This is a genomic window from Gymnodinialimonas ulvae (genome assembly GCF_037543845.1).
In the GTDB taxonomy this organism is placed as follows: domain Bacteria; phylum Pseudomonadota; class Alphaproteobacteria; order Rhodobacterales; family Rhodobacteraceae; genus Gymnodinialimonas; species Gymnodinialimonas ulvae.
In genome coordinates, this window is record NZ_JBBIFX010000001.1 from 1,282,637 (window position 1) to 1,306,096 (window position 23,460).

The window sequence follows — 23,460 nt, forward strand, 5'->3', positions numbered from 1 at the left end:
GCGGGGGTTGTCCCATCTGCGCCACGCCCTGTGGAAAACTATCGCAAAACAGGGTGCAATTGGCCGAATCCAAAGATAAGTTCGCGGCTGGAGCGCTGCCGGCCCGCCTTCACGGGTCGTGCGCGATGACACGGGTTTAGCAACAGGGTTTCGATAGCACTCATGGTGAAACGATTTTTGCCGGGCCTTCTGGCCCTTACCTTCGTGGCCGTCTTTGGCCTGACGACCACTGCAACGGCACAGGCGCAGGACCGCGTTTGGGTACAGATCGAGGCACACGTGACCCAAGGGGCTGCCGAGGAGCGCATGCGCGCCTACACGCAGCTGGTCGAGAATGTAAACGGGTTTCGGGCGACGACAGGGCTTTATGCGATTGGCCTTGGCCCCTACGAGCGCGAACTGGGGCAGCTGGTGTTGCAGCAATTGCTGGCGCAGGGGCTGATCCCGCGCGACTCGTTTCTGGAAGATGGCGACCTTTACGCGAGCCAGTTTTTCCCGGCAGGCGTGAACACACTCGATGGGAGTGAGGCCGTCGTGCCGGACGCCGCCGAAGCGGCGGTGGAAGAGGAAGAGGTGATCGTCGACGGCCCGGTGGTCGTGGACGAGGGCGAAGAAGAAGTCGCAGCCGTTACGGAAGAGGCCGCACCCGAGCCGGAGGTCGTGCTGGAAGAAACGCCACAGGAAGCCCGGCAATCCGAGGCGCAGCTGACCCGGGAAGAGCGCGACGCACTTCAGATCGCCCTGCAATGGTTCGGCTTTTACACCGGTGGCATCGACGGACAATTCGGGCCCGGCACGCGCGCCTCGATGTCGGCCTATCAGGAAAGCCGCGGCATGGAGGTCAGCGGCGTTCTGACCACGCGCCAGCGGGCGCAATTGCTTGATGAATACAACGGTGAACTGTCGGCGCTTGGCATGCAGAACATCCTTGACCAGCGCGCGGGCATCCAGATCGACCTGCCGATGGCGATGGTGGACTTTGACAGCTACAACTTCCCCTTCGCGCAATACGAAGAGATCAACGACAGCGGCGTGCGGGTCCTTCTGATCAGCCAGCCGGGCGACCGGGCGACGCTTTTTGGCCTCTATGAGATCATGCAGACGCTTGAGATCGTGCCGCTCGAAGGCGAACGCCAGCGGCAGGGCGACAGCTTCCTTCTGACCGGTCAATCGGCCAGCCTGCGCAGCCACACCGAGGCGCGCCTTGTGGGCGGAGCCGTGAAGGGCTTCACCCTGATCTGGGAGCCATCCGCCGATGCGCAGATGGAACGCGTCCTGCCGATGATGCAGGCCAGCTTCACCGCCGTCGCAGGGTCGCTGGACCCCGCCGCCGTTCCCGAAGGCCTCGACGAGAGCATCGACATGGTGTCCGGCCTGACCGTGCGTACGCCCGACCTGGTACGGACCGGGTTCTTCCTGGATGGGCAGGGCACGGTTTTGACCACGACGGAGGTGGTGGGCCAATGTGATCAGATCCTGATCGACAACGTCTACCCCTCGTCGGTCGTCTACCGCGACGATGGTCTTGGCGTGGCTGTGTTGCAGCCCGATCAGGCGCTTGCGCCGCTTGGCTTTGCGCGGCTTGCAGATGTCCCCGGACGCCTGCGGGCCGACATCGCGGTGGCGGGTTATCCCTTCGGCGGCGCGCTTTCGGCGGCCTCCACCACCTTCGGAACGCTGGCCGATCTGCGCGGTGTGAACGGCGAGACCAACGTACAGCGCCTTGAGGTTGCCACCGCCGACAGCGAGGCGGGCGGCCCGGTTCTGGACGTGACCGGCAATGTGATCGGCATGGTTCTGCCCGGCACCGTCGAGGGGCGCACCCTTCCCGAGGAGGTCACGCTGGCGCTTCGGGCCGATCAATTGGTGAGCCTTCTGCAGGAGGCGGGCATCGGGGTGTCGGTGGCACAACCCGCAGGCGCGTTGAATCGCGAGAACCTGAGCCGGGAAGCCGCGGACATGACCGTGCGCATCAGCTGCTGGAACTGAACCGGCGTTCAGACCCTCAGGACAGGCCGGGCCACGCGCCCGGCCTTTTCATGTTCCGGTACATGTTATTCTCAGGCTCCCCTTCCCCTTGCAGCCCCCCGAGATATGTTGCATCCCGACGCGCACATGCGATGCGACATTTGACGGGGCGAGGGCACTATGGCCGACGGCAGCAGCTTGAATATTGATGCAAATCCGACCGAGGAACTTTCGGTCCGGGACGTCTTCGGCATCGACACAGACATGAAGGTCAAGGGCTTCGCCGAGCGCACCGACCGTGTGCCGGAGATCGACAGCACCTACAAATTCGACCCCGATACGACGATGGCGATCCTTGCGGGCTTCGGCCACAATCGCCGCGTCATGGTCCAGGGCTACCACGGCACCGGCAAATCCACCCATATCGAACAGGTGGGCGCGCGGCTGAACTGGCCGACGGTGCGGGTGAACCTTGATAGCCACATCTCGCGGATCGACCTGATCGGGAAGGACGCGATCAAGCTGCGCGATGGCAAGCAGGTCACGGAGTTCCACGAAGGCATCCTGCCGTGGGCGCTGCGCAATCCGGTGGCGATCGTGTTCGACGAATATGACGCGGGCCGCGCGGATGTGATGTTCGTGATCCAGCGCGTGCTGGAGCATGACGGCAAGCTGACGCTGATGGATCAGAACGAGATCATCACGCCGAACCCGAATTTCCGCCTGTTCGCCACCGCCAACACGGTGGGCCTTGGCGACACGACCGGTCTTTACCATGGCGTGCAGCAGATCAACCAGGCGCAGATGGACCGTTGGAGCCTCGTGGCGACGCTGAACTACCTCAGCCACGACGCCGAAGTCGCGATCGTCCTGGCGAAATGCCCGCATTACAACACCGAGGCCGGGCGCAAGCAGATGAACCAGATGGTGACGGTGGGCGAGTTGACCCGCACGGCCTTCATGAACGGTGAGCTTTCGACGGTCATGAGCCCACGCACGATCATCAACTGGGCGCAGAATGCCGAGATTTTCCGCGACGTGGGCTATGCGTTCCGGGTGTCGTTCCTCAACAAATGCGACGAGCTTGAGCGTCAGACGGTGGCGGAGTTCTACCAGCGCTGCTTTGACGAGGAACTGCCCGAAAGCGCGGCATCCATGAGCATTGGCTGACGACGCCGCGTCCTCGCGGCCCCGCCGCCCGGTGGCGTGGTGGGTTCTGTTTACCTTCGTCCTCCTTCTGACATTTCAGACAGCGGTGCCTGTCTACATCGTAATCTCGCAGGGGCTTGCACCGGGGTTTGACTGGGGCGGTTTCATCGCCGCGTCGCTTGGGTTCATTGCAATCCCCATGCTGTTGGGATGCCTTGGTTTGGTGTGGCGCAGCCGTCGGGGGCTTGGCTTTTGCATCGTGGCGGTGGCGGTGTATTTCGCCTTGGAGTTTGCCAGATTGACAGCGGCGGTTGGTGCATGAAACACGTCGGATTTCTTTGTCTTTTCAGTGTCTTTGCGATGGGGCCGGTGCAGGCTGGTCCACCGTCTGACGTGCCGCACGCCATGGCACAGAGCCTGTCGGACATTCGCGCTGCCATTGCTTGGCACGGGGCGGCCTGCGTCATGGGGGCGTCCGAGATCGACACCATGGACGGCCCTGTCTCGCTGAGCGGTCTGGCCGAAGAAACCGGCGTTGCGTTGGAGCAGATCACGGCCTGGGCCGCCGGGCGTGACGTGGAGCATTCGATTGCCGTGGACGTGCTGCTGCGCGGAGGAGAGCCATTGCGCGACCCGCCCGAGCCGTTCCTGACGATCCTGCGGCAGGCGCAGGTCGATTGTCAGGACGTTGTCCGCGAACGGCGCATGCTGCAGGCCGCGCTGGATCGGGGGAACGTGCCCGAGCGTGTGGCGCGCACGCCCGGGGCTTTGCGCACAGAGCTTGATCCCCTGCCCTTCGACTTCGATCGCCTTACGCGCCTGTCCTTCGTTCTGCGCGGTGTCGACGAGGGGTTGGCGGCAGGCGACTACACGGCGGATATCGAGGCGCTTTTGCAAGCGGTCAGCGGACGCGAGAGGCTGACGTTGGATGACATCGCGCAGATGCGGCCGCTCTATGACGCTATGCCCGATCCCCCGGCCCCACAATTGCTGTTTTTCGAGCCCATGGCGGCGGATCTTCTGTTGCCCAACCCCGAGACGGCGACCGACCTCTCAGCGGAAGAGATGGCGGAGGTTCTGGCGCGGTTGGAGGCGGATCCGACCGGCCCTTTCACGCGCTATTTCGTGGGCTTGCTGATCGCCAACCGCGACCGGCTTCCCGACGATATCGGGTTTTTCTGGAGCGATAACCTCGTGGAGGCGTCCCCCGTTGACCCCGAGGCCGCCACCGTCTTGCCCCAGTGCCGGCGCGTGGCCGACAGCGCGGCCATAGCCTGCACCGTGCCGTGACGCGGGGCCGGTGGGGCCATGTTTCCCCTAGACCGGACGGCGCGCCGTCGGGCTAGATCGGCGCATTATGCTGCGTGTTTTCATGACCCTGTGCGCTATCGGCGCGATGCTTGCGGCCTGTCAGCCGGTCCATGCGCCCGGGCATGCCGTGCCGCTGCCCGATGGAGAGGTGTGTCAGGTGCTGGGGCCCGACCCGCAGGGCACGCGCCTGCAATGCCCCACGCGCGGCGCCATCATCGCCGACATCCGTGCGCCCGACATCAACGAGCAGCTCAACCCCGAGATCGCGCCGGGCGTGAACCTGAGCGACATTCCCGGCGTGCCGAATATCCCGATCATCCCGCAAACCCGCGCCGAGGCGGAGTGCCGTGCAGGCCAGAACGTACAGGGCCGGGTGCGAGGCGCGGTGGAGGACGCGGTTCTGGACGCCGTGGGCCTTCCGGGCAACACGCTTGGCATCCTGCGCCGCAGTCAGGACATCGCGCGCCGGATCGAAGGGCGCCCTGCCGCGCCCGCCAGTCCGGATCCCTGCGACGGGCGTTGACGCACCCTTGACCCTTCGGGCATATGAAACAACCATCGACCTTGGCAGAGTGAAACGGCAGAGGTACGGTATCCATGGGACCCAAGCAGATTGCCCTCGCGACAGGTCTGGCGTTCGCAGCCGTTCCCACATCCGTCGTGGCCGATCCGGCGCGTGACGCGCTCGCCTGTGCCGGGTTCTGGCAGGCCAATCACCGCTATGAGCAGCAGACCTTCCTCGCGATCGATGTGGACGATACATGGGCCAGCATGGCGCAGGCCGGGGCCGCCGCCGCGACCCGTTTGGGCGCCACACGGGCGGCAGCAACGGTCGAGGCCACCGCGCGCGATATGGCGCCGCGGTTGCGAAACTTCCTGAACGGCGGAAACCGGCAGTGGTTCGAAGCCATCTCGCGGCTGTGCAACCGGGTACTGGACCGCGAACCCGAGCTTGCCCCGTTCCGCTAGAACGCCGCGCGATTGACGCTCGCCTCGCTCCGGTCCATCGTCGCGCCATGCCTTATCCCACACCCGACGACATCGCCAAAGCCGCCCCCCTGATCGCGCCGCATATCCGCGCAACGCCGATCCTGTCTGTCCCGCCCGAGGCACTGGGCCTTCCGGTTCCGATCACACTGAAACTGGAACACACACAGGTGACGGGATCGTTCAAGGTGCGCGGCGCGTTTTTCAACATGCTCACCCGCACGGTGCCCGCGGCGGGCGTCGTTGCGGCCTCGGGTGGCAACCACGGCGCGGCGGTCGCCCATGCGGCAACGAAACTGGGCCACAAAAGCCGCATCTATGTACCGCGCGCCATCGCCAAGGAGGAAAAACTGCGCCGGATGCGGGCGTTCGGCGGCGAGGTGGTGCTGACCGACGGCTCGGTCGCGGAGTGCATGGCGGAATATGCGGCCTATGCCGAAGACAGCGGCGCGCTGTCGGTGCATCCCTATGACAGTGTTCCGACGCTGACAGGTCAGGGCAGTGTGGCGCGCGAGATCGAGGCGCAGACGGGCGGGATCGACACCATTTTCGTCTCCACCGGGGGCGGTGGTTTGATCGGGGGCGTGGCGTCGTATTTCCGCGACCGGGTCAAGATCGTCTCGGTCGAGACCGAGGCCACCAACACGTTGGAGCGCTCGTTGCGCGAGGGGCCGGATATCGATGTCTCCGCCAGCGGTGTGGCGGCCGGGTCGCTGGGTGGGCCGCGCCTTGGCATCGACAGTTTCGAGGCGATCCGCGCCCATGTGGATAAGGCGATCCTGGTGGATGACGCCGCGACCTATGCGGCGGCGCAACGCCTGTGGGACGGGACGCGTTTGGTGGGCGAGCCGGGCAGCGCGGTGGCGTTGGCGGCGCTGACCTCGGGCGCTTATACGCCTGCACCTGATGAACGGATTTGCGTGCTTTTGTGCGGAGGCAACGCCGAGCCGGATTGGTTCACCCATCCTTAGCGGTCGCTTTCGCGCAACATCAATGGCTTAAGACGGCAGCTGCGCCATTTCCCGCTTTGGCGCTTTTCCGCATTCTGTTAGCATTTTGTTTAGCGTGTGGGTTTAGGCAGAGCCCACGCAGCACTTTCTTGTAGGGGAAAACGATGCGTCACTACCGGCTTTGGGCCGCCTCTTTTGCCGTGGCCTTGCTTGCCCCACCCGCCGGGGCCGTCTCGCCGCTGAACTGGCCCGATGAGGGCGCGGAAATGGCGGTGCATTGCGCCGCCGTTCTGTCGGCCTATGGCTATGCCTATGAATTCGCCAATGATTTGGCAGAGGTTGAGGCGCTGCCGTTTGGCGGGCCGCCCGCCTCCTTGCTGCAGGAAGCCGGTGGCATCGCCAGCCTTGCGGAAATAGCGGATCGCGCGGCGGGGTTCCAAAGCCACGCGGAAAGTGCCGCAAGAACAAGCTTCTATCCCCGCCTTGTCGGCGACGGCACGCCTTATCTGGCCGATGACGGGCGTGAATTGGTGATCGCGGTGCAATCCTGCGTGGATCGTTACGCGCTTTGATCTGTCGCTGCCGCGCGCTGGTTTCAGGCCAGGTTCGGGCGAGCTGAGCCGGCTTTATCCGCGCGCGCCCCCCCGCAATTGGCCCACAATCCCTTGCCCTCCCCGCCCCTGCGGTCCACATATCGGACATGAGCAAGTTCAACCCCTCCGACAATCCCGCAGATCCGTTCAAGAAGGCTCTGGCCGAGGCGACACGGGTGATGGCCGATGACCCTGAACTGGCGGTGACCTATACAGTCGACCCGCCGGGCCTGTCCGGCGATAGCGTGCGCCTGCCACAAGTAAGCCGCCGCATGACGCGCGAAGAGGTCCTTCTGGCGCGCGGGACAGCCGACGCATTGGCGCTGCGTCACAAGTACCACGATCAGGGCACCGCTGCGCGGTATGCACCGCAAGGCGCGATGGCACGCGACCTTATGGAAGCAATGGAAACCGCCCGTTGCGAGGCGATGGGCGCACGCGACATGCCGGGCACGGCGGGCAATATCGACGCCAAGATCGGCTCGGACGCGCGGCGCAAGGGCTATGGCGATATCAGCGATGCCGCCGATGCGCCTCTGGCCACAGCCGCGGGCTACCTGATCCGGCACCTCGCAACCGGGCGCGAAATGCCCGCCGAGGCCGCCAATGTCATGGAGCTTTGGCGCGGATTTATCGAGGATCGTTGCGACGGGACGTTGGGAAACCTGCAAGAGGTTTTGTCCGACCAGACTGGGTTCGCCAGACTTGCGCGGCAGTTGATTGACGATCTGGGTTATGGCGATCAGTTGGGCGATGACCCCGACGACATGGACGACGAAGCCGATGAAGAGGCGGGCGAGGATCAGGAAGAGGATCAGCCCGACTCGACCGGCGACGATGACGATCAGGACGAGGAGGCAGAAGCCTCGCCCGAGCGCAGTCAGGAAGAGCAGCAGGACGCCAGTCAGGCCCAGGTCGAGATGGACGATCAGGGCGACAGCGAAGAGATGGAAGAGCAGGAATTGCCCGACGGCGAGGCCCCGCTTGAGCCACCGCCCCCTGCCCCGCATTCCGAGGCCGACCCCGGGTATGTCGTGTTTTCCACCGACAATGACGAGGAAATCGCCGCCGAAGATCTGGCCGAGGCGCAGGAGCTTGAACGCCTGCGGGCCTATCTGGATCAGCAGTTGGAGCCGTTGAAGGGGGCCGTTTCGCGCCTGGCCAATAAGTTGCAGCGCCGCCTGCAGGCGCAACAGAACCGGTCGTGGGAGTTCGACAAGGAAGAGGGCATTCTTGATGCCGGGCGTCTGGCCCGTGTGGTGGCGAACCCGACCACGCCGCTGAGCTTCAAGATCGAGCATGACACCGAGTTCCGCGACACGTGTGTGACGCTTTTGTTGGACAATTCCGGCTCGATGCGGGGGCGGCCGATTTCCATTGCGGCAATCTGCGCCGATGTTCTGGCGCGCACGCTGGAGCGCTGTGGCGTGAAGGTGGAGATCCTGGGCTTTACCACACGGGCGTGGAAGGGCGGCAAGGCACGAGAGGAATGGCTTGGACAAGGGCGCCCGCAACAACCCGGGCGCCTGAACGATCTGCGCCATATCGTATACAAATCGGCGGATGCGCCGTGGCGACGGGTGCGCGATAACCTTGGCCTGATGATGAAAGAAGGCCTGCTGAAAGAAAACATCGACGGTGAGGCGCTGGAATGGGCCCATCGGCGGATGGCGGGGCGGCCCGAGGCGCGCAAGATCCTGATGGTGATCTCGGACGGTGCACCGGTCGATGACAGCACTTTGTCGGTGAACCCGGCCAATTACCTTGAAAAGCACCTGCGCGATGTGATCGCGATGGTTGAGAAACGCCGCGCGGTGGAGCTGCTGGCGATCGGGATCGGCCATGACGTCACGCGCTATTACGAGCGCGCGGTCACGATCACCGATGCGGAGCAACTGGCCGGTGCGATCACGGAACAGCTGGCCTCCTTGTTCGACACCGACCCGCGCGCGCGGGCACGGGTGATGGGGATCCGCAGGGCCGGCTAGCGATTGCGCCGGCTGCGCCGTCGCCGGGGGGCAATTTTCCAAGGGAAAATTGGGGCACCGTGGCGGGCGGAGCGCACCCGACGGGGGTTGGGACATGTTGATATGTCGGAGCCTCCGGCGGAGGTTTTTCTGGCAAGATGAAGGGGCACGCGCGCCGCGTCTCGGCGCGCCCCGTGTTCGGGAGAGGTCGATGTTTCAGAGTTTTGAGGCGACAACGCGTCCGGAGGATGGGATTGCGCGGCTTACGGCGATGCGGGCGCATCTGGCCGACGGTGGGCTCGACGGGTTTCTGGTGCCGCGTGCGGATGCCCATCAGGGCGAATATGTTGCGGGTTGTGACGAGCGGTTGGCGTGGCTGACCGGGTTCACCGGGTCGGCGGGGTTTGCGGCCGTGTTGCCGGAGATTGCGGGGGTCTTCGTCGACGGGCGCTACCGCGTGCAGGTGCGCGCGGAGGTGGCGGATGTGTTCACACCCGTGCCTTGGCCGGAGACGCGCCTGGAGGATTGGTTGATCGAGATGTGCCCGGGCGGTGGCAAGATCGGATTCGATCCGTGGCTGCATACCGAGGCGGAGATCGCGCGTCTGGGCAAGGCGTTGTCGCCGCATCAGATTACCCTGAGCCCAGAGGCAAATGCCGTTGACGCGATCTGGACGGATCGGCCCGAGCGCCCCGACGGTGCGGCGCGCCCCTATCCGGAGGCCCTCGCGGGGCAGAGCAGTGCGGCCAAACGCGCGGGCCTTGTGGAGGTGATGAACGCCGATGGCGACGCGGCTGTGGTGCTGACGCTGCCGGATTCAATCAATTGGCTGTTGAACATTCGAGGGCAGGATCTGAAGCGGCTTCCGGTATTGCAGAGCTTTGCGATCGTGACGGCAGACGGGCGGGTGCAGGTGTTTTGCGATCCGGGAAAACTGGACGATATCGCGCTTGATGAGGCCGTTTGCGTCGCCGATTGGCAGGCGTTTATCCCCGCCATGGCCGCACTCAACGGGCCGGTCCGGATCGATCCCGACAGCGCGCCGCGCGCGGTGTTCGCCGCCGTCGAGGAGGCGGGCCTTGAGGTTCACAGGGCGCAGGACCCGTGCCTTTTGCCGAAAGCGCGCAAGTCCGAGGCCGAAATTGCCGGGACAACTCAGGCACATCTGCGCGACGGTGTGGCTGTTGCGCGGTTCCTACATTGGTTCGACGCGGCTGCATCGAGCGGGGCGCTGACCGAGATCGACGTGGCGCAGAAGCTGGAGCAGTTCCGCGTGGAGACCGGGGCGCTCAAGGACCTGTCGTTCGACACGATCGCAGGGGCCGGTCCAAACGGGGCCATCGTGCATTACCGCGTGACCGAAGGGACCAATGCGCCGCTCATGCCGGGGCAGTTGTTCCTGATCGACAGCGGCGCGCAATATGAGGACGGCACCACCGATATCACCCGCACGCTGCCCGTGGGCGATGTCGGTGCGCAAGAACGGGAGTGTTTCACGCTGGTCCTGAAGGGGATGATCGCGATCCATCGCGCGCGCTTTCCCGAGGGTGTGGCCGGTGCGCATCTGGATGCGCTCGCGCGGGCGCCGCTTTGGGCGACGGGGCGTGATTACGACCATGGCACCGGCCATGGCGTGGGCGTCTACCTGAGCGTACATGAGGGGCCGCAACGCCTGTCGCGGGCCGGGCGCGTGCCGTTTGAACCGGGAATGATCCTGTCGAATGAGCCGGGGTATTACCGGGAGGGCGCGTTCGGCATCCGGATCGAAAACCTGATCCACGTGGTGGAGGCCCCCGAGGGCGCGGATGCGCATCGCAAGATGCTGGCCTTCGAGACATTGACCTTTGCGCCCATCAACAGGCACCTGATCGAGGCGGCGCTGCTTGGCCCGGACGAACGCGACTGGCTTGATGGCTACCACGCGGCGGTTCGCACAAAGATCGGGCCGCGGCTTCTGGCGGAGGGGCATGCGGAGACGGAGACGTGGCTTCAAAAGGCCTGCGCACCGATCTGATCGACGGGCCTGACAGAACGCGCGGCGCAGGTTGACACAGCGCCCTTGTGCCCACCCGTCGCCAGGGGATAAAAGCACCTTTCATCACCGCTTTGGGGAGGTTCAGCATGGCAGACCATATCAAAATCCGTCCGGCATCGGGCACTTGGGTCGTGCGGGCCAGCGGTGCTGTTCTGGGCGAAAGTGCAAATGCGCTGGAACTGACCGAGGGCACCTATCCGCCGGTGATCTACTTCCCGCGCGAAGACATCGGGATGAGCTTTCTGGAGCAGACCAGTTCGACGACGCGGTGCCCGCACAAGGGCGCCGCGACCTACTTCACCGTGTCCGGTCCCGATGGAGAGGCCGTGGACGCGGCGTGGAGCTATGAGACGCCGTTGGAGGACGTCACGGCCATCGCGGGCTACATCGCGTTCTATTCGGATCGTGTGGCAGTCGAAAAGCTTTAGAAGCATGCGCCCTAGCGCGACAGCATGAAGCCCAGGCGGCCACCGTTCAAAACACTCAAAAACACCTCATACGCGGCGTTGGTGGCTGCGCCATCCTCGCCCCAATCGCTGCGCATGGTGACGGTGACGCTGCGCGCATCCGCGGTGATTTCAGGGTCCGCCGGGGACGGCAATTCCGACAGAACCGGCCAAGCCTCGCGAAGGTTGTCTGCGAAGGCCTCGGCATCGCGGCCCTCTTCCAGCAACAGGACCATCGCTGCGCCTTCGGTCTCGCGGTTTGCGTAATCGGCAAGGGCCAGCGCCTCGATCGGGCCGCTTTCCGCACCGGCCACCGGCACCTCGGCCCCGTTGCGCAACCAGCATCGCACCGACACCAGCCCGCCCAGATTGCCAACCCGCCGCAAGCCGTTGATCACGGCCTGCGCATCCGCGCGTTGAGCCAGCGTTGACCCGCTTGGCGAGATCACCATATCAAGCGCCGGCCACCCCGTCGCCCAGATCGCGCGATCGCCGATGAACGCCACCCGAAGCGGCAGGCCCAGATCGCCGCCGAACGGGTTGGAGGCGTCCCGCCGCTCGGGGCTGGGTTCGAAATCCGCCTCTCCGGTCCACATCACGGGCGCGCCGCCGCGGATCTCTTCGGTCAGGCCGCGGACGTAGAGCGCGCCGCGCAGGCGCATTTCACTGTCGGGGAAGATGTCCATCGCGCCAACGCGGGCCACACCCTGCGCCACCTCCCAGGTGTTGACCCAATCGCTGGCCTGCAGTCCGATGGCGGCCCGCAGCGCGGCATCCTCGCTGGCGGCGATGACGGCCCGCTGGTTCGGAGCCGCGGAACGCAGGGCTGCAAAACGGTTGGGCGTGTTGGGATTGCGACCGGCCTGCGCGCCGCGCACCGCGATCCAGCGTACCGCATCGCCGTTGCCAAAGCCTGCCACGATGGGCCCCTCGCCCGCTGCAAGCGCGGCCTCCGGCACAAACCCCAGGGTACTTCGCAAGCGTTCCGCCGCACCTTGGGCCATGGCCCCGCTGGCGGAAAGGCTCAATACAATCGCACAAAAAAGAATCCGTTTCATCATGGTCAAAGCATGCCGCGCCTTTGCGAAATCGCCAAAGAAAAATTGTGTTTCCGGATGGTTCAGGAATGCTCTTCCGCAGCCGTCGCCGCCAGCGCGCGATTGTAGGCCTTGAGCGCATCGACATGGAACAGCGCCCCCTCCACCGCCGGCGCGCCCCCTTGCGGAGACAATTGCACCACCGGAATGAAGTCGAGCCCGGTACGGTCAAAGATCGGCAGGGCGCTTTCCAGCGTCGACTGGGTGTCGGTGAAGATGCCCTGCTCGATCAGGGTCAAGAGCCGGTCCTGCGGGGCGGCGTTTTCATGGGCCATCGGGCGCATCACATTGCCGACGCGGAACATGCTGAGCAGGTAGGCCTGCGGCCCCGCGGCGAGGTGGATGTTGCGGCGTTCAAGCTGCGTCAGGAAGAAGGACCGGTGCACCATCTTGGTAGAGATTGCCGTGGACATCGACACGGCGACCATCACGGCCAGCCCGGTCTGCCAGTCGCCGGTGAGTTCGAACACGATCAGCGTCGTTGAAATCGGTGCGCCCAAAACCGCCGCCGCGACCGCGCCCATGCCCGCCAGCGCATAGAGCGTCTCGGAACCGGAGACGTCGGGGAAGATGCCGGTGGCCACCAGGCCAAACGCCAGCCCCATGATCGCTCCGATCATCAGCGACGGCGAGAACACCCCGCCCCCCATGCGCCCGGCAATGGTGATGGCCGCCGCAATCGCCTTGAGGATTGCAAAAACCACCGCCTCCCACAGCAGCAATTCCCCGGTCAGCGCGGCGGAGGTGGTCTCGTAGCCAACGCCGATGATATGCGGGAACCAGATTGCGATGCCCCCCAGCAACAGCCCCGCAATCGCCGGACGCAGCCAGCGCGGCAGGTTGATCCGGTTTTGCAGGGCGGTGCCCATATCCTCGGCCCAGAAGGTGCCGCGCATGAACAACACGGCCACGAAACCGCTGAAGATGCCGAGCAGAAGGAAGGCGGGCAGTTCGACGTAAAATTGCAGCATCTCGTCGTTGACCAGCATGAATTCGGTCACGTTGCCGAATTCGATCCGGTTGATGATCGTGCCCGCAGCGCTCGCGATGACAATAGGGGCGAAGGCGTGTACCGCAAAATGGCGCAGCACGACCTCCAGCGCAAAGATCGCGCCCGCGATGGGGGCATTGAAGCTTGCCGATACGGCGGCGGCCACGGCGCAGCCCAGAAGGTCACGCCCGGTGATCCCGTCCGCCTTGATCCAGATCGAAATCTTCGATGAGATCACGGCGGCAAGGTGTACCACCGGCCCTTCCCGCCCGCTTGACCCGCCGGAGCCAAGCGTGATCAGCGACGCCAGCGCCGAGGCCAGGCCCGCGCGCCCCTCCACCCGGCCATCGTTCAGGGCCGCGCCCTCGATCACGTCGGCGACCGAGCGCACGCGTCCGTCGGGGGTGAAACGGTGCAAGATGAGGCCAACGACCAGTCCGCCGCAGACCGGGATGATCAGGATCATCCACCACGGCAGGCTTTCGGCGAAGGAGTGCAGCATGCGCACGTCCTCGACCCCGTAAAGCGTGGTTTGCAACCACGAGATGCCTTTGCGGAACAGCAATGCGGCAAAGCCCGCCAGAACGCCGATGATCAAGGCGATCAGCCAGAACTGGAACTGGCTTGGGCCCTTTTCCAGCAGAAGCGCCCAGGCCCCGCGCGCGCCCACAGCCGCCCGGTGGGCCTGCTGTTGGAGATATCCGCGCGTCGGTTCGGCCACGGTGGGCTCGCTTTCTGTTTGGCGCGGTGACGGCGTCCGAATGGGTTGCCCGGGCCCGGCATCCCGCGACCTGCCATTGTCCGGGGACAGGCCTCAAGTGGTAGACGAGGGCCAAGGCTTTGAAAACCCGGCATCTCTGCAATTCAGCGTTTCCGGCGTACGGCCCGGCGCCGGTGAAGCGCGCCCTAGCCTGCCGTGGCCCCGCCCAAAAGCGCGCGTGCGGCGTCCCGGGCGGCGTCGGTGATCGTGTCGCCGGCGACCATGCGGGCCACCTCGTCGACACGCTCTTCATCGGACAACGGCACCACGCGGCTGAAGGTGACGCCCTTCTCGACCGATTTCGCCACCTGCCAGTGATGCGCGCCCAGGGCCGCCACCTGCGGCGAGTGGGTGACGACCAGCACCTGCCCCTCGGCGGCAAGCGACGATAGGCGACGACCGACGGCATCGGCGGTGGCTCCACCCACGCCGCGGTCGATCTCGTCGAAGATCATCGTCAGGCCCGTGGCATCCGCCGTCAGACAGACCTTGAGCGCCAGTAGGAACCGCGACAGCTCGCCGCCCGACGCGATCCGGTTCAACGCGCCGGCCGGGGCGCCAGGGTTGGTGGCGACGGTGAAGGTGATCGCGTCGATGCCGTCGGGACCGGCGGGCGCGGCGTCGCGCCGGGTCTCGAACACCGCGCGCTCCATCTTCAGGGGGGCCAATTCGACGGCCATGGCTTTGTCGAGTTTGCTGGCCGCCGCGGCGCGCTTGGCGCTGAGCTGCTCGGCGACATCCGCGAAGGCAGCTTCGGCGGCGGTCAGGCGGGCCTGCAAATCCCCCAGCTCCGCTTCGCCGCCATCGAGGGCCGCAAGACGCCTGGACAAGGCCTTGGCCAAAACGGCCAGCTCATCGGCCAACACGTTGTGTTTGCGGGCCAGACCGCGCAGGGCGAACAGGCGTTCTTCGACCATTTCCAATTCAGACGGGTTGAATTCCAACCGTTCGGCAAAGGCCGCGACACCGGCCTGCGCGTCGCCCAGTTCCACCATCGCGCGCTCAAGGGCGGCCAGTGGGCCTTCCAGCTTGCCCTCGGCCTGATCGACGACCCCGTCGAGCCAACGCTGCGCATCGACGATCGCACCTTCGGCCCCGTTCAAGCCAAGCCCGTCAATGGCGCGGGCCACATCTTCGCGCATCTTTTCCGCGCCCTGCATGAGGCGGCGGCGGGTATCGAGTTCGGCCTCCTCGCCTTCGAGCGGGGCAAGCTTGTCCAATTCGGCCACCGAATGACGCAGAAATTCCTCCTCTGCGCGCATTTCGGCCAGGCGTACCTCGGCGGCGGTCAGTGCCTTTGCGGCGGCGGCCCTGTCGCGCCACGCGGCGGCAACCTTGGCGCGCAACGGGTCGAGCCCGCCAAAATCGTCCAGCATCGCGCGGTGGTTTTTCGGATCAAGCAGGCCCTTGTCATCCTGCTGCCCATGCAGCTCGACAAGGCAATCGGACAGAGCGCGCAGAACCTCACCCGAAGCACGGCGGTCGTTGACCCAGGCGGTCTTGCGGCCCTCGGGTGTGTTGATGCGGCGCAGGATCAATTCGTCGGACACCGGCAATCCGGCCTCCTCCAACACAGCGCGCGTGGGGTGGCCGGGGGACAGGTCGAACACGGCCACCACTTCGCCCTGCTCGGCCCCGCTGCGCACCAGATCGGCGCGCCCACGCCAGCCCAAGACAAACCCCAACGAGTCGAGCAGGATCGACTTGCCCGCCCCGGTTTCCCCGGTCAGCACGTTGAGGCCGGGCTGAAACGCAAGTTCCAGCCGGTCGATGATCAACATGTCACGTATGTCGAGATGGCGCAGCATGGGTCAGCCCGTCGGGTGGGGCTGCCCCCACCGCTTGCACATTACAGCCAATCGCCCCGAACCGTCTGCTGCCAGACTTCGCGCAACCAGTTCTCTCCGGCCGCCTCAAGTGACAGGCCCTGCCCGGTCAATTGCCGGAATGCATCGTCATAAAACGGCGAGGATTGGAAGTTGTAGCCAAGGATCGCGCCCGCGGTCTGCGCCTCGTCGGTGAGGCCAAGGGCGAGGTAGGCCTCGACCAGCCGCAGCAGAGCTTCGGGCGTGTGCGATGTGGTCTGGAATTCCTCGACCACGACGCGGAACCGGTTGATGGCCGATGTGTAATGCTCACGCCGCAGGTAGAAGCGCCCGACCTCCATCTCCTTGCCCGCCAGATGGTCGAAGGCCAGATCGAAGCGCAGGATCGCATCCTGGGTGTATTCGCTGTCGGGGTAGCGTTCGATGACCACGCGCAGGGCTTGAAGCGCCTGGTAGGTCACGCCTTGATCGCGGCCGACCTGATCGATTTGATCGTAATAGCTCAGCGCGAGAAGGTATTGCGCGTAAGCGGCGTCTTCGTTGCCCGGGTAGAAGTCCAGGTAGCGCTGCGCCGCGACACGGGCGGATTCGTAATCGCCATCCTCATGGTAGGAAAACGCCGCCATGATCAGGCCCCGCTCGGCCCATTGCGAATAGGGATGCAGGCGCTCGACCTCGATGAACAGCCCGGCCGCCTCATCGAAATTGCCGCGATCAAGTTCAAACTCAGCCTGCTGGTAAATCGTTTCGGCGTCCAGTTCTTCGAGTGGAAGGTTTGCACTGCGGCTGGCAAAGAACCCGCCGCGCTCGCCGCCGCCGCCACCAAAAAGGCCACCACCGCCGCCGCCGAACAGGCCACCGCCGCCACCGCCGCCGCCCAAAAGGCCGCCACCGCCGCAGCCCGCCAGAACGAGTGTCAGCGCAAGTGCTGCACCGGAGAGACGGATACGGGTGGTATTCATGCAGACGACCCCAAAAACAAAGCGCCCAGACCCGGCGCATCAATTCCAAATCGCCCCTTTCGAGGCCAATCGCGCAAGCTCTAGCACATTCCTTTTGTGTGCAAAATCCCCGATCCACCCCAGCGGATCAAGGATGCGTGCAAGACCGGGTCAGGCGACCTCGGCCAGATCGCGGGTCTTCACGCCGACGCCCGGCAGGCTGGCGGCCTGGTCCGCGGAGCACTCAACCAGACGCACGGCACCCGGCGTCGCGAAGAGCGCGCGCAGCAATTTGTTGGTCAACATATGGCCCGAACGCACGCCGATATAGCGCCCCAGGATCGGCGCGCCGGCCAAAGCCAGGTCGCCGAGCGCGTCGAGCATCTTGTGGCGCACCGCTTCATCCGCATGGCGGAATCCGCCAGGGCTGAGCACAGTGTCGCCATCCACGACGACCGCGTTTTCATAAGTGCCGCCAAGCGCCAACCCCGCTTGGCGCATCATATCGACATCGGCGCGGCGGCAGAAAGTGCGACTGTCGCAGAGCTCGCGCACGAAGCGGCCATTGGCCAGCCTTTCGAAGCGGCGTTGATAGCCGATCGCAGCATCGACGAAATTGATTGTGTAGTCCATCTCGAGGCCCGGCGCGGGCTCAAGCTCGGCCCAGGCGTCGCCGTCCTCCACCCGAACGGGCTTCAGCACTTCAAGCGCGTGGATCGGCGCGGATTGCCGTTGAATGCCTGCATCCAGGATACCGCGCACAAACGGGGCGGCCGAGCCGTCGAGGATCGGAAGTTCCGGCCCATCCACTTCGACCAGCGCGTTATGGATGCCACAGCCCACCAGCGCCGCCATGATGTGTTCGATGGTCGAAACCTCGGTCCCGTCTTCGGCGACCAGACGCGTGCAAAGGCGGCTTTCGGGCACAAGATTGTAGCGCGCGGGGATCATCGGCGCATCGTCAAGGTCGGTCCGGCGGAACCAGATACCGACATTGATGGATTGCGGAAGGATACTGACCGAGGCGCTTTGCCCGAGGTGGAGGCCAACGCCGTTGAACGCTACCTTCTTGCGGAGTGTCGCCTGCATGAGTTCGCCTGCCTTACTGTCCCAATGGTATCGCGGCACCCATTTCTTGTGCGTGCTCTGCGACATCGCGGCGAAGGTGACGCAACACCTTTCCGCTATTGAACGGCCTATCGGGGGGGCGCGCCAGGCGCAATTCAAGCTTTATGACGCGCTGCAACAATGCCTCAAAGTGTCGGCGAATTCTTGCCTGCAGTGTTAATGGCGTGCGCCAAGCGGTTGATAAGGCATAAAAAAAGGCCGGCGCGTGGCCGACCCTTTCTTGTTGTTTGTGACCCGTTCAATTGGCCTGTCGGCGCAAAAAGGCGGGGATTTCGATGCGTTCCTGATCCGGATCCACAATCCCGTCATCCGCAGCGCTCGGTTGCTGCGGCGCGACGGGGGGCGGTGCGGCCTGCATTGTGGGCTGACGACGCTCCACCGGGGCGGGGCCGTCATCGGCGCTGCCGGTCATCCGGTTGATCAGGGAATTAATCCCGAACCCACGCTTGGGTTCCTGCGACGGGGGCGTCACTTCTGCCTCGCCGCGCGGAAGGTCGCGTTGGATCGCAGCGCGCAGACGGGCCAGCGCCTCGGGCGTGGGCGAGCCAGCGGCGGCGGCGGGCTTCGGCGCCAGGTAGCCATGTTGCGGTTGCTCGGCGGCATGCGCCACCGGGGCGGCGCGCATCGGCGCCTGATTCAGGACCGGCGCTGGCTGCGGCGCGGGTGCCGGAACCGGCGCGGGCCGGTAGGCTGGCGGCGGGACATCATCGGAGGCCGCAACTTCGGGCGCGTCGGTCGCCGCTGCTGCTGCGTCGAACCCTTCGAAGAGCGAAGGCTCGGTGCCGGCGTCCGCGCCACCCTCTTCCGCCACCAGATCCGATGCGGCAGGCGCTTCTGCCTGCGCCTCAACCTCGGGGGCGGCAACCGCAGCGGCCGCCATGTGGCGCGCCGGGAGCGGGGCCGCTTCCTGCCGTTCGGCAGCGTCGATGCCGGTTGCCACGACGCTCACGCGCATTTGGCCTTCCATGTCGGTGTCGAGGGTGGAGCCGACGATGATGTTGGCTTCCTGATCCACTTCCTCACGGATGCGGTTGGCGGCCTCGTCCAGCTCGAACAGGGTCAGATCGTAGCCACCGGTGACATTGATCAAAACACCTTTCGCGCCTTTCAGACTGATCTCGTCCAGAAGCGGGTTGGCGATGGCCTTTTCGGCGGCACCCAAGGCGCGATTTTCGCCCTCGGCCTCGCCTGTACCCATCATGGCCTTGCCCATTTCGTTCATCACCGCGCGCACGTCGGCGAAGTCGAGGTTGATCAGGCCCGGGCGTACCATAAGGTCCGTCACACCCTTCACACCCTGGTAAAGCACATCGTCGGCAAGCGCGAAGGCTTCGGTGAAGGTGGTCTTTTCGTTGGCGAGCCGGAACAGGTTCTGGTTCGGAATGATGATCAGCGTGTCAACGACCTTCTGAAGGGATTCGATCCCGTCATCGGCCTGCTTCATGCGCTTGTTGCCTTCGAACTGGAACGGCTTGGTCACCACCCCTACGGTCAGAACGCCAAGTTCCCGCGCGGCCTGCGCGATGATCGGGGCCGCACCGGTTCCGGTGCCGCCGCCCATCCCGGCAGTGATGAAGCACATATGTGCGCCCGCCAGGTGATCAACGATTTCCTCGATGCTTTCCTCGGCGGCACTTGCACCAACGGCGGGCCGGGCGCCGGCGCCCAGGCCTTCGGTGACGCGTGCGCCCATCTGGATGCGGCTGTGCGCACGGCTCTGGCTCAGCGCCTGAGCGTCGGTGTTGGCGACCACGAATTCGCAACCGTCCAGCTGCTGGTCGATCATGTTGTTGACCGCGTTTCCGCCGGCTCCGCCGACCCCGAAAACGGTAATGCGCGGTTTCAACTCGGGCTGCGCGTCGGGCATGGTAAGATTAAGTGTCATAGGTACTGTCCGCCTGTTTCTATCCTGGCCCCGGTCTTCCGCCGGATCACCGTGCTGCCTCGTTTATTGCGCGCAAGACTACCGAGTCGCGGCGCGGGCGTCACGTGGAAAATACCCCCAATGGGCGAAATATGGCCACTTTGTGACGAGAACACGGGCGATTTAGCGTATACACCCCAGATGAAGGGGCTACCAGTTGTCGCGGAACCACTTCATGGCCCGACGCACGGATCGCGCGGGCAATCGGTCGGCGGGCAAATCGAAATCCCACCACTCGTCCTGAGGCGACGCCGCAAACAGCGACAGCCCCACACAAGCCGCAAACGCCGAGCCGTAGGCCGATTGCGGCAGGCCCGCCACGCGCATCGGGCGCCCAAGGCGCACCTGGTTGCCGAGAATGCGGCTGGCCAACCCGTCGAGGCCTGGGATCTGCGCACTGCCGCCGGTCAAAACGATGCGCTGCGAGGGCAGATGTTCGAATCCTGCCGCATCCAGACGTGCGCGCACCTCTTCGAGGATTTCCTCTACGCGCGGACGCATCACGCCGATCAATTCGGCGCGGCTGACGGTGCGGCGATCGTGGTGCCAATCGCCGGTCTGCCCTTCCAGCTCGATGATTTCGCGATCGTCGAGGCCCGTGGCCATCAGCCCGCCGAACTTGGTCTTGATCCGTTCGGCATCATCCATCGGGATTTGGAGCCCTTGCGAAATGTCGCGGGTCACATGCGCGCCGCCCATGCGGACGGTATCGGCGAAGATCATGTGCTTCTTCATGAAAATCGACAGCGACGTGGCCCCTGCCCCAAGGTCGATACAGGCGGCGCCAAGCTCCTGCTCGTCCTCAACCAGCGACGACATCGCGGCCACGTAGGGCGCGCTGGCAACACCGGCCAGTTCCAGGTCGCAGCGTTTCACGCAATGCAGAAGCATCTCGATCGCGGCGGCATCCACCGTCAGTAGGTGCATGTCACAGGCCAGCTTGTTGCCCACATGCCCGCGCGGATCGCCGAGGCCGGTGCGGTGATCGAGCGAAAAGTTCACCGGCTGCGCATGCAGCACTTCACGGCCCGGCCCGATATCGGGCATGTCGCACATCGACAGGACGCGGCCGATGTCCTGATCCTCGACGGTGCCGGTCTGAATATCGACTTCCCCGGTCAGGCCATAACTGCGCGGACGCGCGCCCGACAGGGACACGATCACATGATCGACGCGCGCGTTGGCCATCTTCTGGGCCGCCTGGACGGCGGTGCGGATCGCGCGCTCGGTCTCGTGCACGGTGTCAATCTCACCGAATTTCACCCCGCGCGAGCGCGTCGTGGCGGCGCCGATCACGCGAAAGGCCGATTGCCCGGCCATCGCGCCGATGCCCTCCTCCTCGACCTCTGCACCGTCGAAGCGCAGCACCAGGCAGGCAACCTTGAAGGTGCCGATGTCGAGCACGGCAATGACGCCGCGCCGCATGGCTTCGGTCCGCTTGGCGCGCATCGCCCGCTGCGTCTGATAAAGCAACGTCATCCCTGGTTCTCTCCACTCGTCCCGCTCGCCACAAGCCCACGGATGCGGCGAAACTCTTCCATTGCACTGTCGGACAGGCGCACCGTCAGGCGGCCCGGATTGCGCAGGTCCACACTGAGCAGATCGCGCGACAGGATCTCGCCGACATCGTGCAGCGCCAGCACCCGGTCAAAGGCCCCGCGCGCGCCGGTTTCCGGCAGCATGATCCGGCTGTCATTGGTCAGAACCACGTCCCAGCGCCGCTCGCCCATCCGCACCAGGCCGTGCAGGCGTTCGCCAAGGGGCGCGGCCGCCTCCACCAGCGCCAGCGCTTCCTCCACGGCCAGATCGGCCCCCTGTCCGGCCAGCAACGGCAGCGGGCGATCAAGCTCATATTGGCCGAACCCGGCGATGAAATGCCCCTCGCGGTCGATGATCGCCAAGCCCTCATGGGTCAGCCAAAGCGCCGCGGGCACGCGTTCGTCGATGCGCACGGCCAGATATCCGCCCGCCTGCACCCGCAAATCCGCAGTGCGCACGGCGGGCAAGGCCTCCAGTCGACCACGCAATTCCTCAAGGTCGAGATCGAAGGACGACATCGGCAGATCGAGCGCCAGTGCGGCCCGGACCTCTTCTGTTACTCCCTCGCTTGCACCGTCGATGCCAAGCACGTTGACGCGGAACTCTGGCCTGTTCTCGACCTCGCGCCGGATCTCGGAGGCCGCATCCACAAGGCTCGTCACCCGCGCTTCATCGCTCAGATACCAGGTGATCGCGGCGCACAGGATCAGCAGCGGCACCCCGATATTGAGCGCCCGGCGAAACAACGGCGTCAGCCACAGACGCTGCGCCCGGTAGCTCAGCCGCGACGGCGCCGGATCAAGCGGTGCTGCAGGAAGCGCCGCGGGACGGCGGGCAATCAACGGTCGCATGTGGCATCCTCCACCAACCAACGGCACAACGCGCCGAAACTCAGTCCCCGCGCCTCGGCCTGCTCCGGCGTCAGCGAGGTCGGCGTCATGCCGGGTTGCGTATTCGTTTCCAACACGATCAGGCCGTCGAGCCCCTTGCCCTCGTCCCAGCGGAAATCGGTGCGGCTCACGCCCCGGCATCCCAGCGCGGTATGCGCGCGAATGGCCATATCCATGCAGGCGTCGAAAATCTCGGACGGCACGTTCGCAGGCACCTCATGGCGCGATCCGCCGGGCTTGTACTTCGCGTCGTAATCGTACCAGCCGTCGGTGATGATGTCGGTCACGGTCAGCGCACCGGGGTCGTTCGGGCCGTCGCCAAGCACCGAACAGGTCAGCTCGCGGCCCGGTGCGAATTGCTCGACCAGCACCTCTTGCGGCATATGATCGTCAAGCTTGGGCGGGCCGTTCGCCACCTCGTTCACAAGGTAGACGCCGACCGACGAGCCTTCGTTGTTGGGCTTGACCACATAGGGCGGCGTCATCACGTGGCGCGCCGACACGTCGGCCTTGGCGCAGATCAGACTGTCGGCCACCGGAAGCGCGTGGCGACGATACACATCCTTGGCGCGGGTCTTGTCCATCGCGATGGCCGAGGCCAGCACGCCGGAATGCGTGTACGGCAGGCGCATCCATTCCAGCAGGCCCTGCACGCAGCCATCTTCGCCCCAGCGTCCATGCAATGCGTTGAAAACGACGTCGGGCTTCGCGGCGCGCAGCTTGGCGCACAGATCCTCGCCCGACCCAAAGGGGCCGGGATCAAGTTCGATCACGTCAAAGCCTTCTCCGCGTAGCGCTTCGGCGCACCCTGCTCCGGTGCTCAGCGACACCTCGCGCTCGGCAGAGGGGCCACCCATCAAAACAACGACACGGGAGGGGAGGCTGCTCTGCCCTGCCACCGCCTGGTCCTCAAATTGCCCGTTGGATACGTGCCCGCCGGGTCGGTTTTGCCCGCGAT

20 protein-coding genes are annotated in these 23,460 nt (G+C 65.2%); 11 read left to right on the forward strand and 9 right to left on the reverse strand.

All coding sequences use genetic code 11. The features are described 5' to 3' along the window. Positions 1-162: 162 nt before the first annotated feature. The 11 genes from V8J83_RS06100 (at position 163) to V8J83_RS06150 (ending at position 11,388) form a co-directional block, all read left to right on the forward strand. Entirely contained in the window at positions 163-1,989 is a 1,827-nt protein-coding gene (locus V8J83_RS06100; protein WP_339984514.1) for a serine protease, read from the forward strand. Positions 1,990-2,148: 159 nt separating this feature from the next. Next, positions 2,149-3,138, forward strand: a complete 990-nt coding sequence (gene cobS / locus V8J83_RS06105; RefSeq protein WP_339984517.1) for a cobaltochelatase subunit CobS — start codon at positions 2,149-2,151, stop codon at positions 3,136-3,138. Further along, positions 3,131-3,439, forward strand: a complete 309-nt coding sequence (locus tag V8J83_RS06110; protein WP_339984519.1) for a hypothetical protein — start codon at positions 3,131-3,133, stop codon at positions 3,437-3,439. The genes cobS and V8J83_RS06110 overlap by 8 nt, the downstream gene beginning before the upstream one ends. Next, positions 3,436-4,407, forward strand: a complete 972-nt coding sequence (locus V8J83_RS06115) for a hypothetical protein (protein WP_339984521.1) — start codon at positions 3,436-3,438, stop codon at positions 4,405-4,407. The genes V8J83_RS06110 and V8J83_RS06115 overlap by 4 nt, the downstream gene beginning before the upstream one ends. A gap of 82 nt (positions 4,408-4,489) precedes the next feature. Next, positions 4,490-4,951 (forward strand): hypothetical protein, encoded by a 462-nt coding sequence (locus tag V8J83_RS06120; RefSeq protein WP_339984524.1) that lies wholly within the window; start codon positions 4,490-4,492, stop codon positions 4,949-4,951. A gap of 74 nt (positions 4,952-5,025) precedes the next feature. Further along, the gene (locus V8J83_RS06125) at positions 5,026-5,397 is read left to right on the forward strand and encodes a hypothetical protein (protein WP_339984526.1); all 372 of its coding nucleotides are present in this window, start codon (positions 5,026-5,028) and stop codon (positions 5,395-5,397) included. Between the two features lie 47 nt (positions 5,398-5,444). Further along, entirely contained in the window at positions 5,445-6,386 is a 942-nt protein-coding gene (locus V8J83_RS06130; RefSeq protein ID WP_339984528.1) for a threonine/serine dehydratase, read from the forward strand. A gap of 143 nt (positions 6,387-6,529) precedes the next feature. Beyond that, positions 6,530-6,937: a hypothetical protein gene (locus tag V8J83_RS06135; protein ID WP_339984531.1), complete on the forward strand. Its 408-nt coding sequence runs from the start codon at positions 6,530-6,532 to the stop codon at positions 6,935-6,937. 128 nt (positions 6,938-7,065) lie between these two features. Next, positions 7,066-8,946: a cobaltochelatase subunit CobT gene (gene cobT, locus V8J83_RS06140; protein ID WP_339984533.1), complete on the forward strand. Its 1,881-nt coding sequence runs from the start codon at positions 7,066-7,068 to the stop codon at positions 8,944-8,946. A 190-nt stretch (positions 8,947-9,136) separates the two neighbouring features. Next, complete coding sequence (locus V8J83_RS06145; protein WP_339984535.1) at positions 9,137-10,939, forward strand: aminopeptidase P family protein; 1,803 nt, start codon at positions 9,137-9,139, stop codon at positions 10,937-10,939. A gap of 107 nt (positions 10,940-11,046) precedes the next feature. Further along, complete coding sequence (locus tag V8J83_RS06150) at positions 11,047-11,388, forward strand: DUF427 domain-containing protein (RefSeq protein ID WP_339984537.1); 342 nt, start codon at positions 11,047-11,049, stop codon at positions 11,386-11,388. 11 nt (positions 11,389-11,399) lie between these two features. Here V8J83_RS06150 and V8J83_RS06155 read toward each other — a convergent pair whose 3' ends face one another. From V8J83_RS06155 to V8J83_RS06195, 9 genes are all read right to left on the reverse strand, one after another. Next, entirely contained in the window at positions 11,400-12,464 is a 1,065-nt protein-coding gene (locus tag V8J83_RS06155; RefSeq protein WP_339984540.1) for a hypothetical protein, read from the reverse strand. Positions 12,465-12,526: 62 nt separating this feature from the next. Further along, a complete protein-coding gene (locus V8J83_RS06160) occupies positions 12,527-14,215 on the reverse strand; it encodes a chloride channel protein (RefSeq protein WP_339984543.1) in 1,689 nt (562 codons plus the stop codon). A gap of 185 nt (positions 14,216-14,400) precedes the next feature. Further along, a complete protein-coding gene (gene recN, locus V8J83_RS06165; protein ID WP_339984545.1) occupies positions 14,401-16,062 on the reverse strand; it encodes a DNA repair protein RecN in 1,662 nt (553 codons plus the stop codon). A gap of 41 nt (positions 16,063-16,103) precedes the next feature. Next, positions 16,104-17,042: an outer membrane protein assembly factor BamD gene (locus V8J83_RS06170; protein WP_339984547.1), complete on the reverse strand. Its 939-nt coding sequence runs from the start codon at positions 17,040-17,042 to the stop codon at positions 16,104-16,106. A gap of 150 nt (positions 17,043-17,192) precedes the next feature. Beyond that, entirely contained in the window at positions 17,193-18,110 is a 918-nt protein-coding gene (lpxC, locus tag V8J83_RS06175; RefSeq protein WP_339984550.1) for a UDP-3-O-acyl-N-acetylglucosamine deacetylase, read from the reverse strand. A gap of 277 nt (positions 18,111-18,387) precedes the next feature. Further along, complete coding sequence (gene ftsZ / locus V8J83_RS06180; protein WP_339984552.1) at positions 18,388-20,034, reverse strand: cell division protein FtsZ; 1,647 nt, start codon at positions 20,032-20,034, stop codon at positions 18,388-18,390. A gap of 189 nt (positions 20,035-20,223) precedes the next feature. Next, on the reverse strand, positions 20,224-21,552 hold the full coding sequence (ftsA, locus tag V8J83_RS06185) for a cell division protein FtsA (RefSeq protein ID WP_339984554.1): 1,329 nt from the start codon (positions 21,550-21,552) through the stop codon (positions 20,224-20,226). Further along, positions 21,549-22,463 (reverse strand): cell division protein FtsQ/DivIB, encoded by a 915-nt coding sequence (locus tag V8J83_RS06190; RefSeq protein ID WP_339984556.1) that lies wholly within the window; start codon positions 22,461-22,463, stop codon positions 21,549-21,551. The genes ftsA and V8J83_RS06190 overlap by 4 nt, the downstream gene beginning before the upstream one ends. Beyond that, positions 22,451-23,401, reverse strand: coding sequence for a D-alanine--D-alanine ligase (locus tag V8J83_RS06195; RefSeq protein WP_339984558.1), 951 nt, complete (start codon positions 23,399-23,401; stop codon positions 22,451-22,453). The genes V8J83_RS06190 and V8J83_RS06195 overlap by 13 nt, the downstream gene beginning before the upstream one ends. Between the last annotated feature and the right edge of the window lie 59 nt (positions 23,402-23,460).

Coding starts and splice junctions, on each gene's coding strand:
- V8J83_RS06150 (WP_339984537.1), top strand. CDS start 11,047: ATGGCAGACCATATCAAAATCCGTCCGGCATCGGGCACTTGGGTCGTG.
- V8J83_RS06170 (WP_339984547.1), bottom strand. CDS start 17,042: ATGAATACCACCCGTATCCGTCTCTCCGGTGCAGCACTTGCGCTGACA.
- lpxC (WP_339984550.1), bottom strand. CDS start 18,110: ATGCAGGCGACACTCCGCAAGAAGGTAGCGTTCAACGGCGTTGGCCTC.
- cobS (WP_339984517.1), top strand. CDS start 2,149: ATGGCCGACGGCAGCAGCTTGAATATTGATGCAAATCCGACCGAGGAA.
- V8J83_RS06120 (WP_339984524.1), top strand. CDS start 4,490: ATGACCCTGTGCGCTATCGGCGCGATGCTTGCGGCCTGTCAGCCGGTC.
- ftsA (WP_339984554.1), bottom strand. CDS start 21,552: ATGACGTTGCTTTATCAGACGCAGCGGGCGATGCGCGCCAAGCGGACC.
- V8J83_RS06100 (WP_339984514.1), top strand. CDS start 163: ATGGTGAAACGATTTTTGCCGGGCCTTCTGGCCCTTACCTTCGTGGCC.
- V8J83_RS06155 (WP_339984540.1), bottom strand. CDS start 12,464: ATGAAACGGATTCTTTTTTGTGCGATTGTATTGAGCCTTTCCGCCAGC.
- recN (WP_339984545.1), bottom strand. CDS start 16,062: ATGCTGCGCCATCTCGACATACGTGACATGTTGATCATCGACCGGCTG.
- V8J83_RS06190 (WP_339984556.1), bottom strand. CDS start 22,463: ATGCGACCGTTGATTGCCCGCCGTCCCGCGGCGCTTCCTGCAGCACCG.
- V8J83_RS06115 (WP_339984521.1), top strand. CDS start 3,436: ATGAAACACGTCGGATTTCTTTGTCTTTTCAGTGTCTTTGCGATGGGG.
- V8J83_RS06135 (WP_339984531.1), top strand. CDS start 6,530: ATGCGTCACTACCGGCTTTGGGCCGCCTCTTTTGCCGTGGCCTTGCTT.
- cobT (WP_339984533.1), top strand. CDS start 7,066: ATGAGCAAGTTCAACCCCTCCGACAATCCCGCAGATCCGTTCAAGAAG.
- V8J83_RS06125 (WP_339984526.1), top strand. CDS start 5,026: ATGGGACCCAAGCAGATTGCCCTCGCGACAGGTCTGGCGTTCGCAGCC.
- ftsZ (WP_339984552.1), bottom strand. CDS start 20,034: ATGACACTTAATCTTACCATGCCCGACGCGCAGCCCGAGTTGAAACCG.
- V8J83_RS06130 (WP_339984528.1), top strand. CDS start 5,445: ATGCCTTATCCCACACCCGACGACATCGCCAAAGCCGCCCCCCTGATC.
- V8J83_RS06145 (WP_339984535.1), top strand. CDS start 9,137: ATGTTTCAGAGTTTTGAGGCGACAACGCGTCCGGAGGATGGGATTGCG.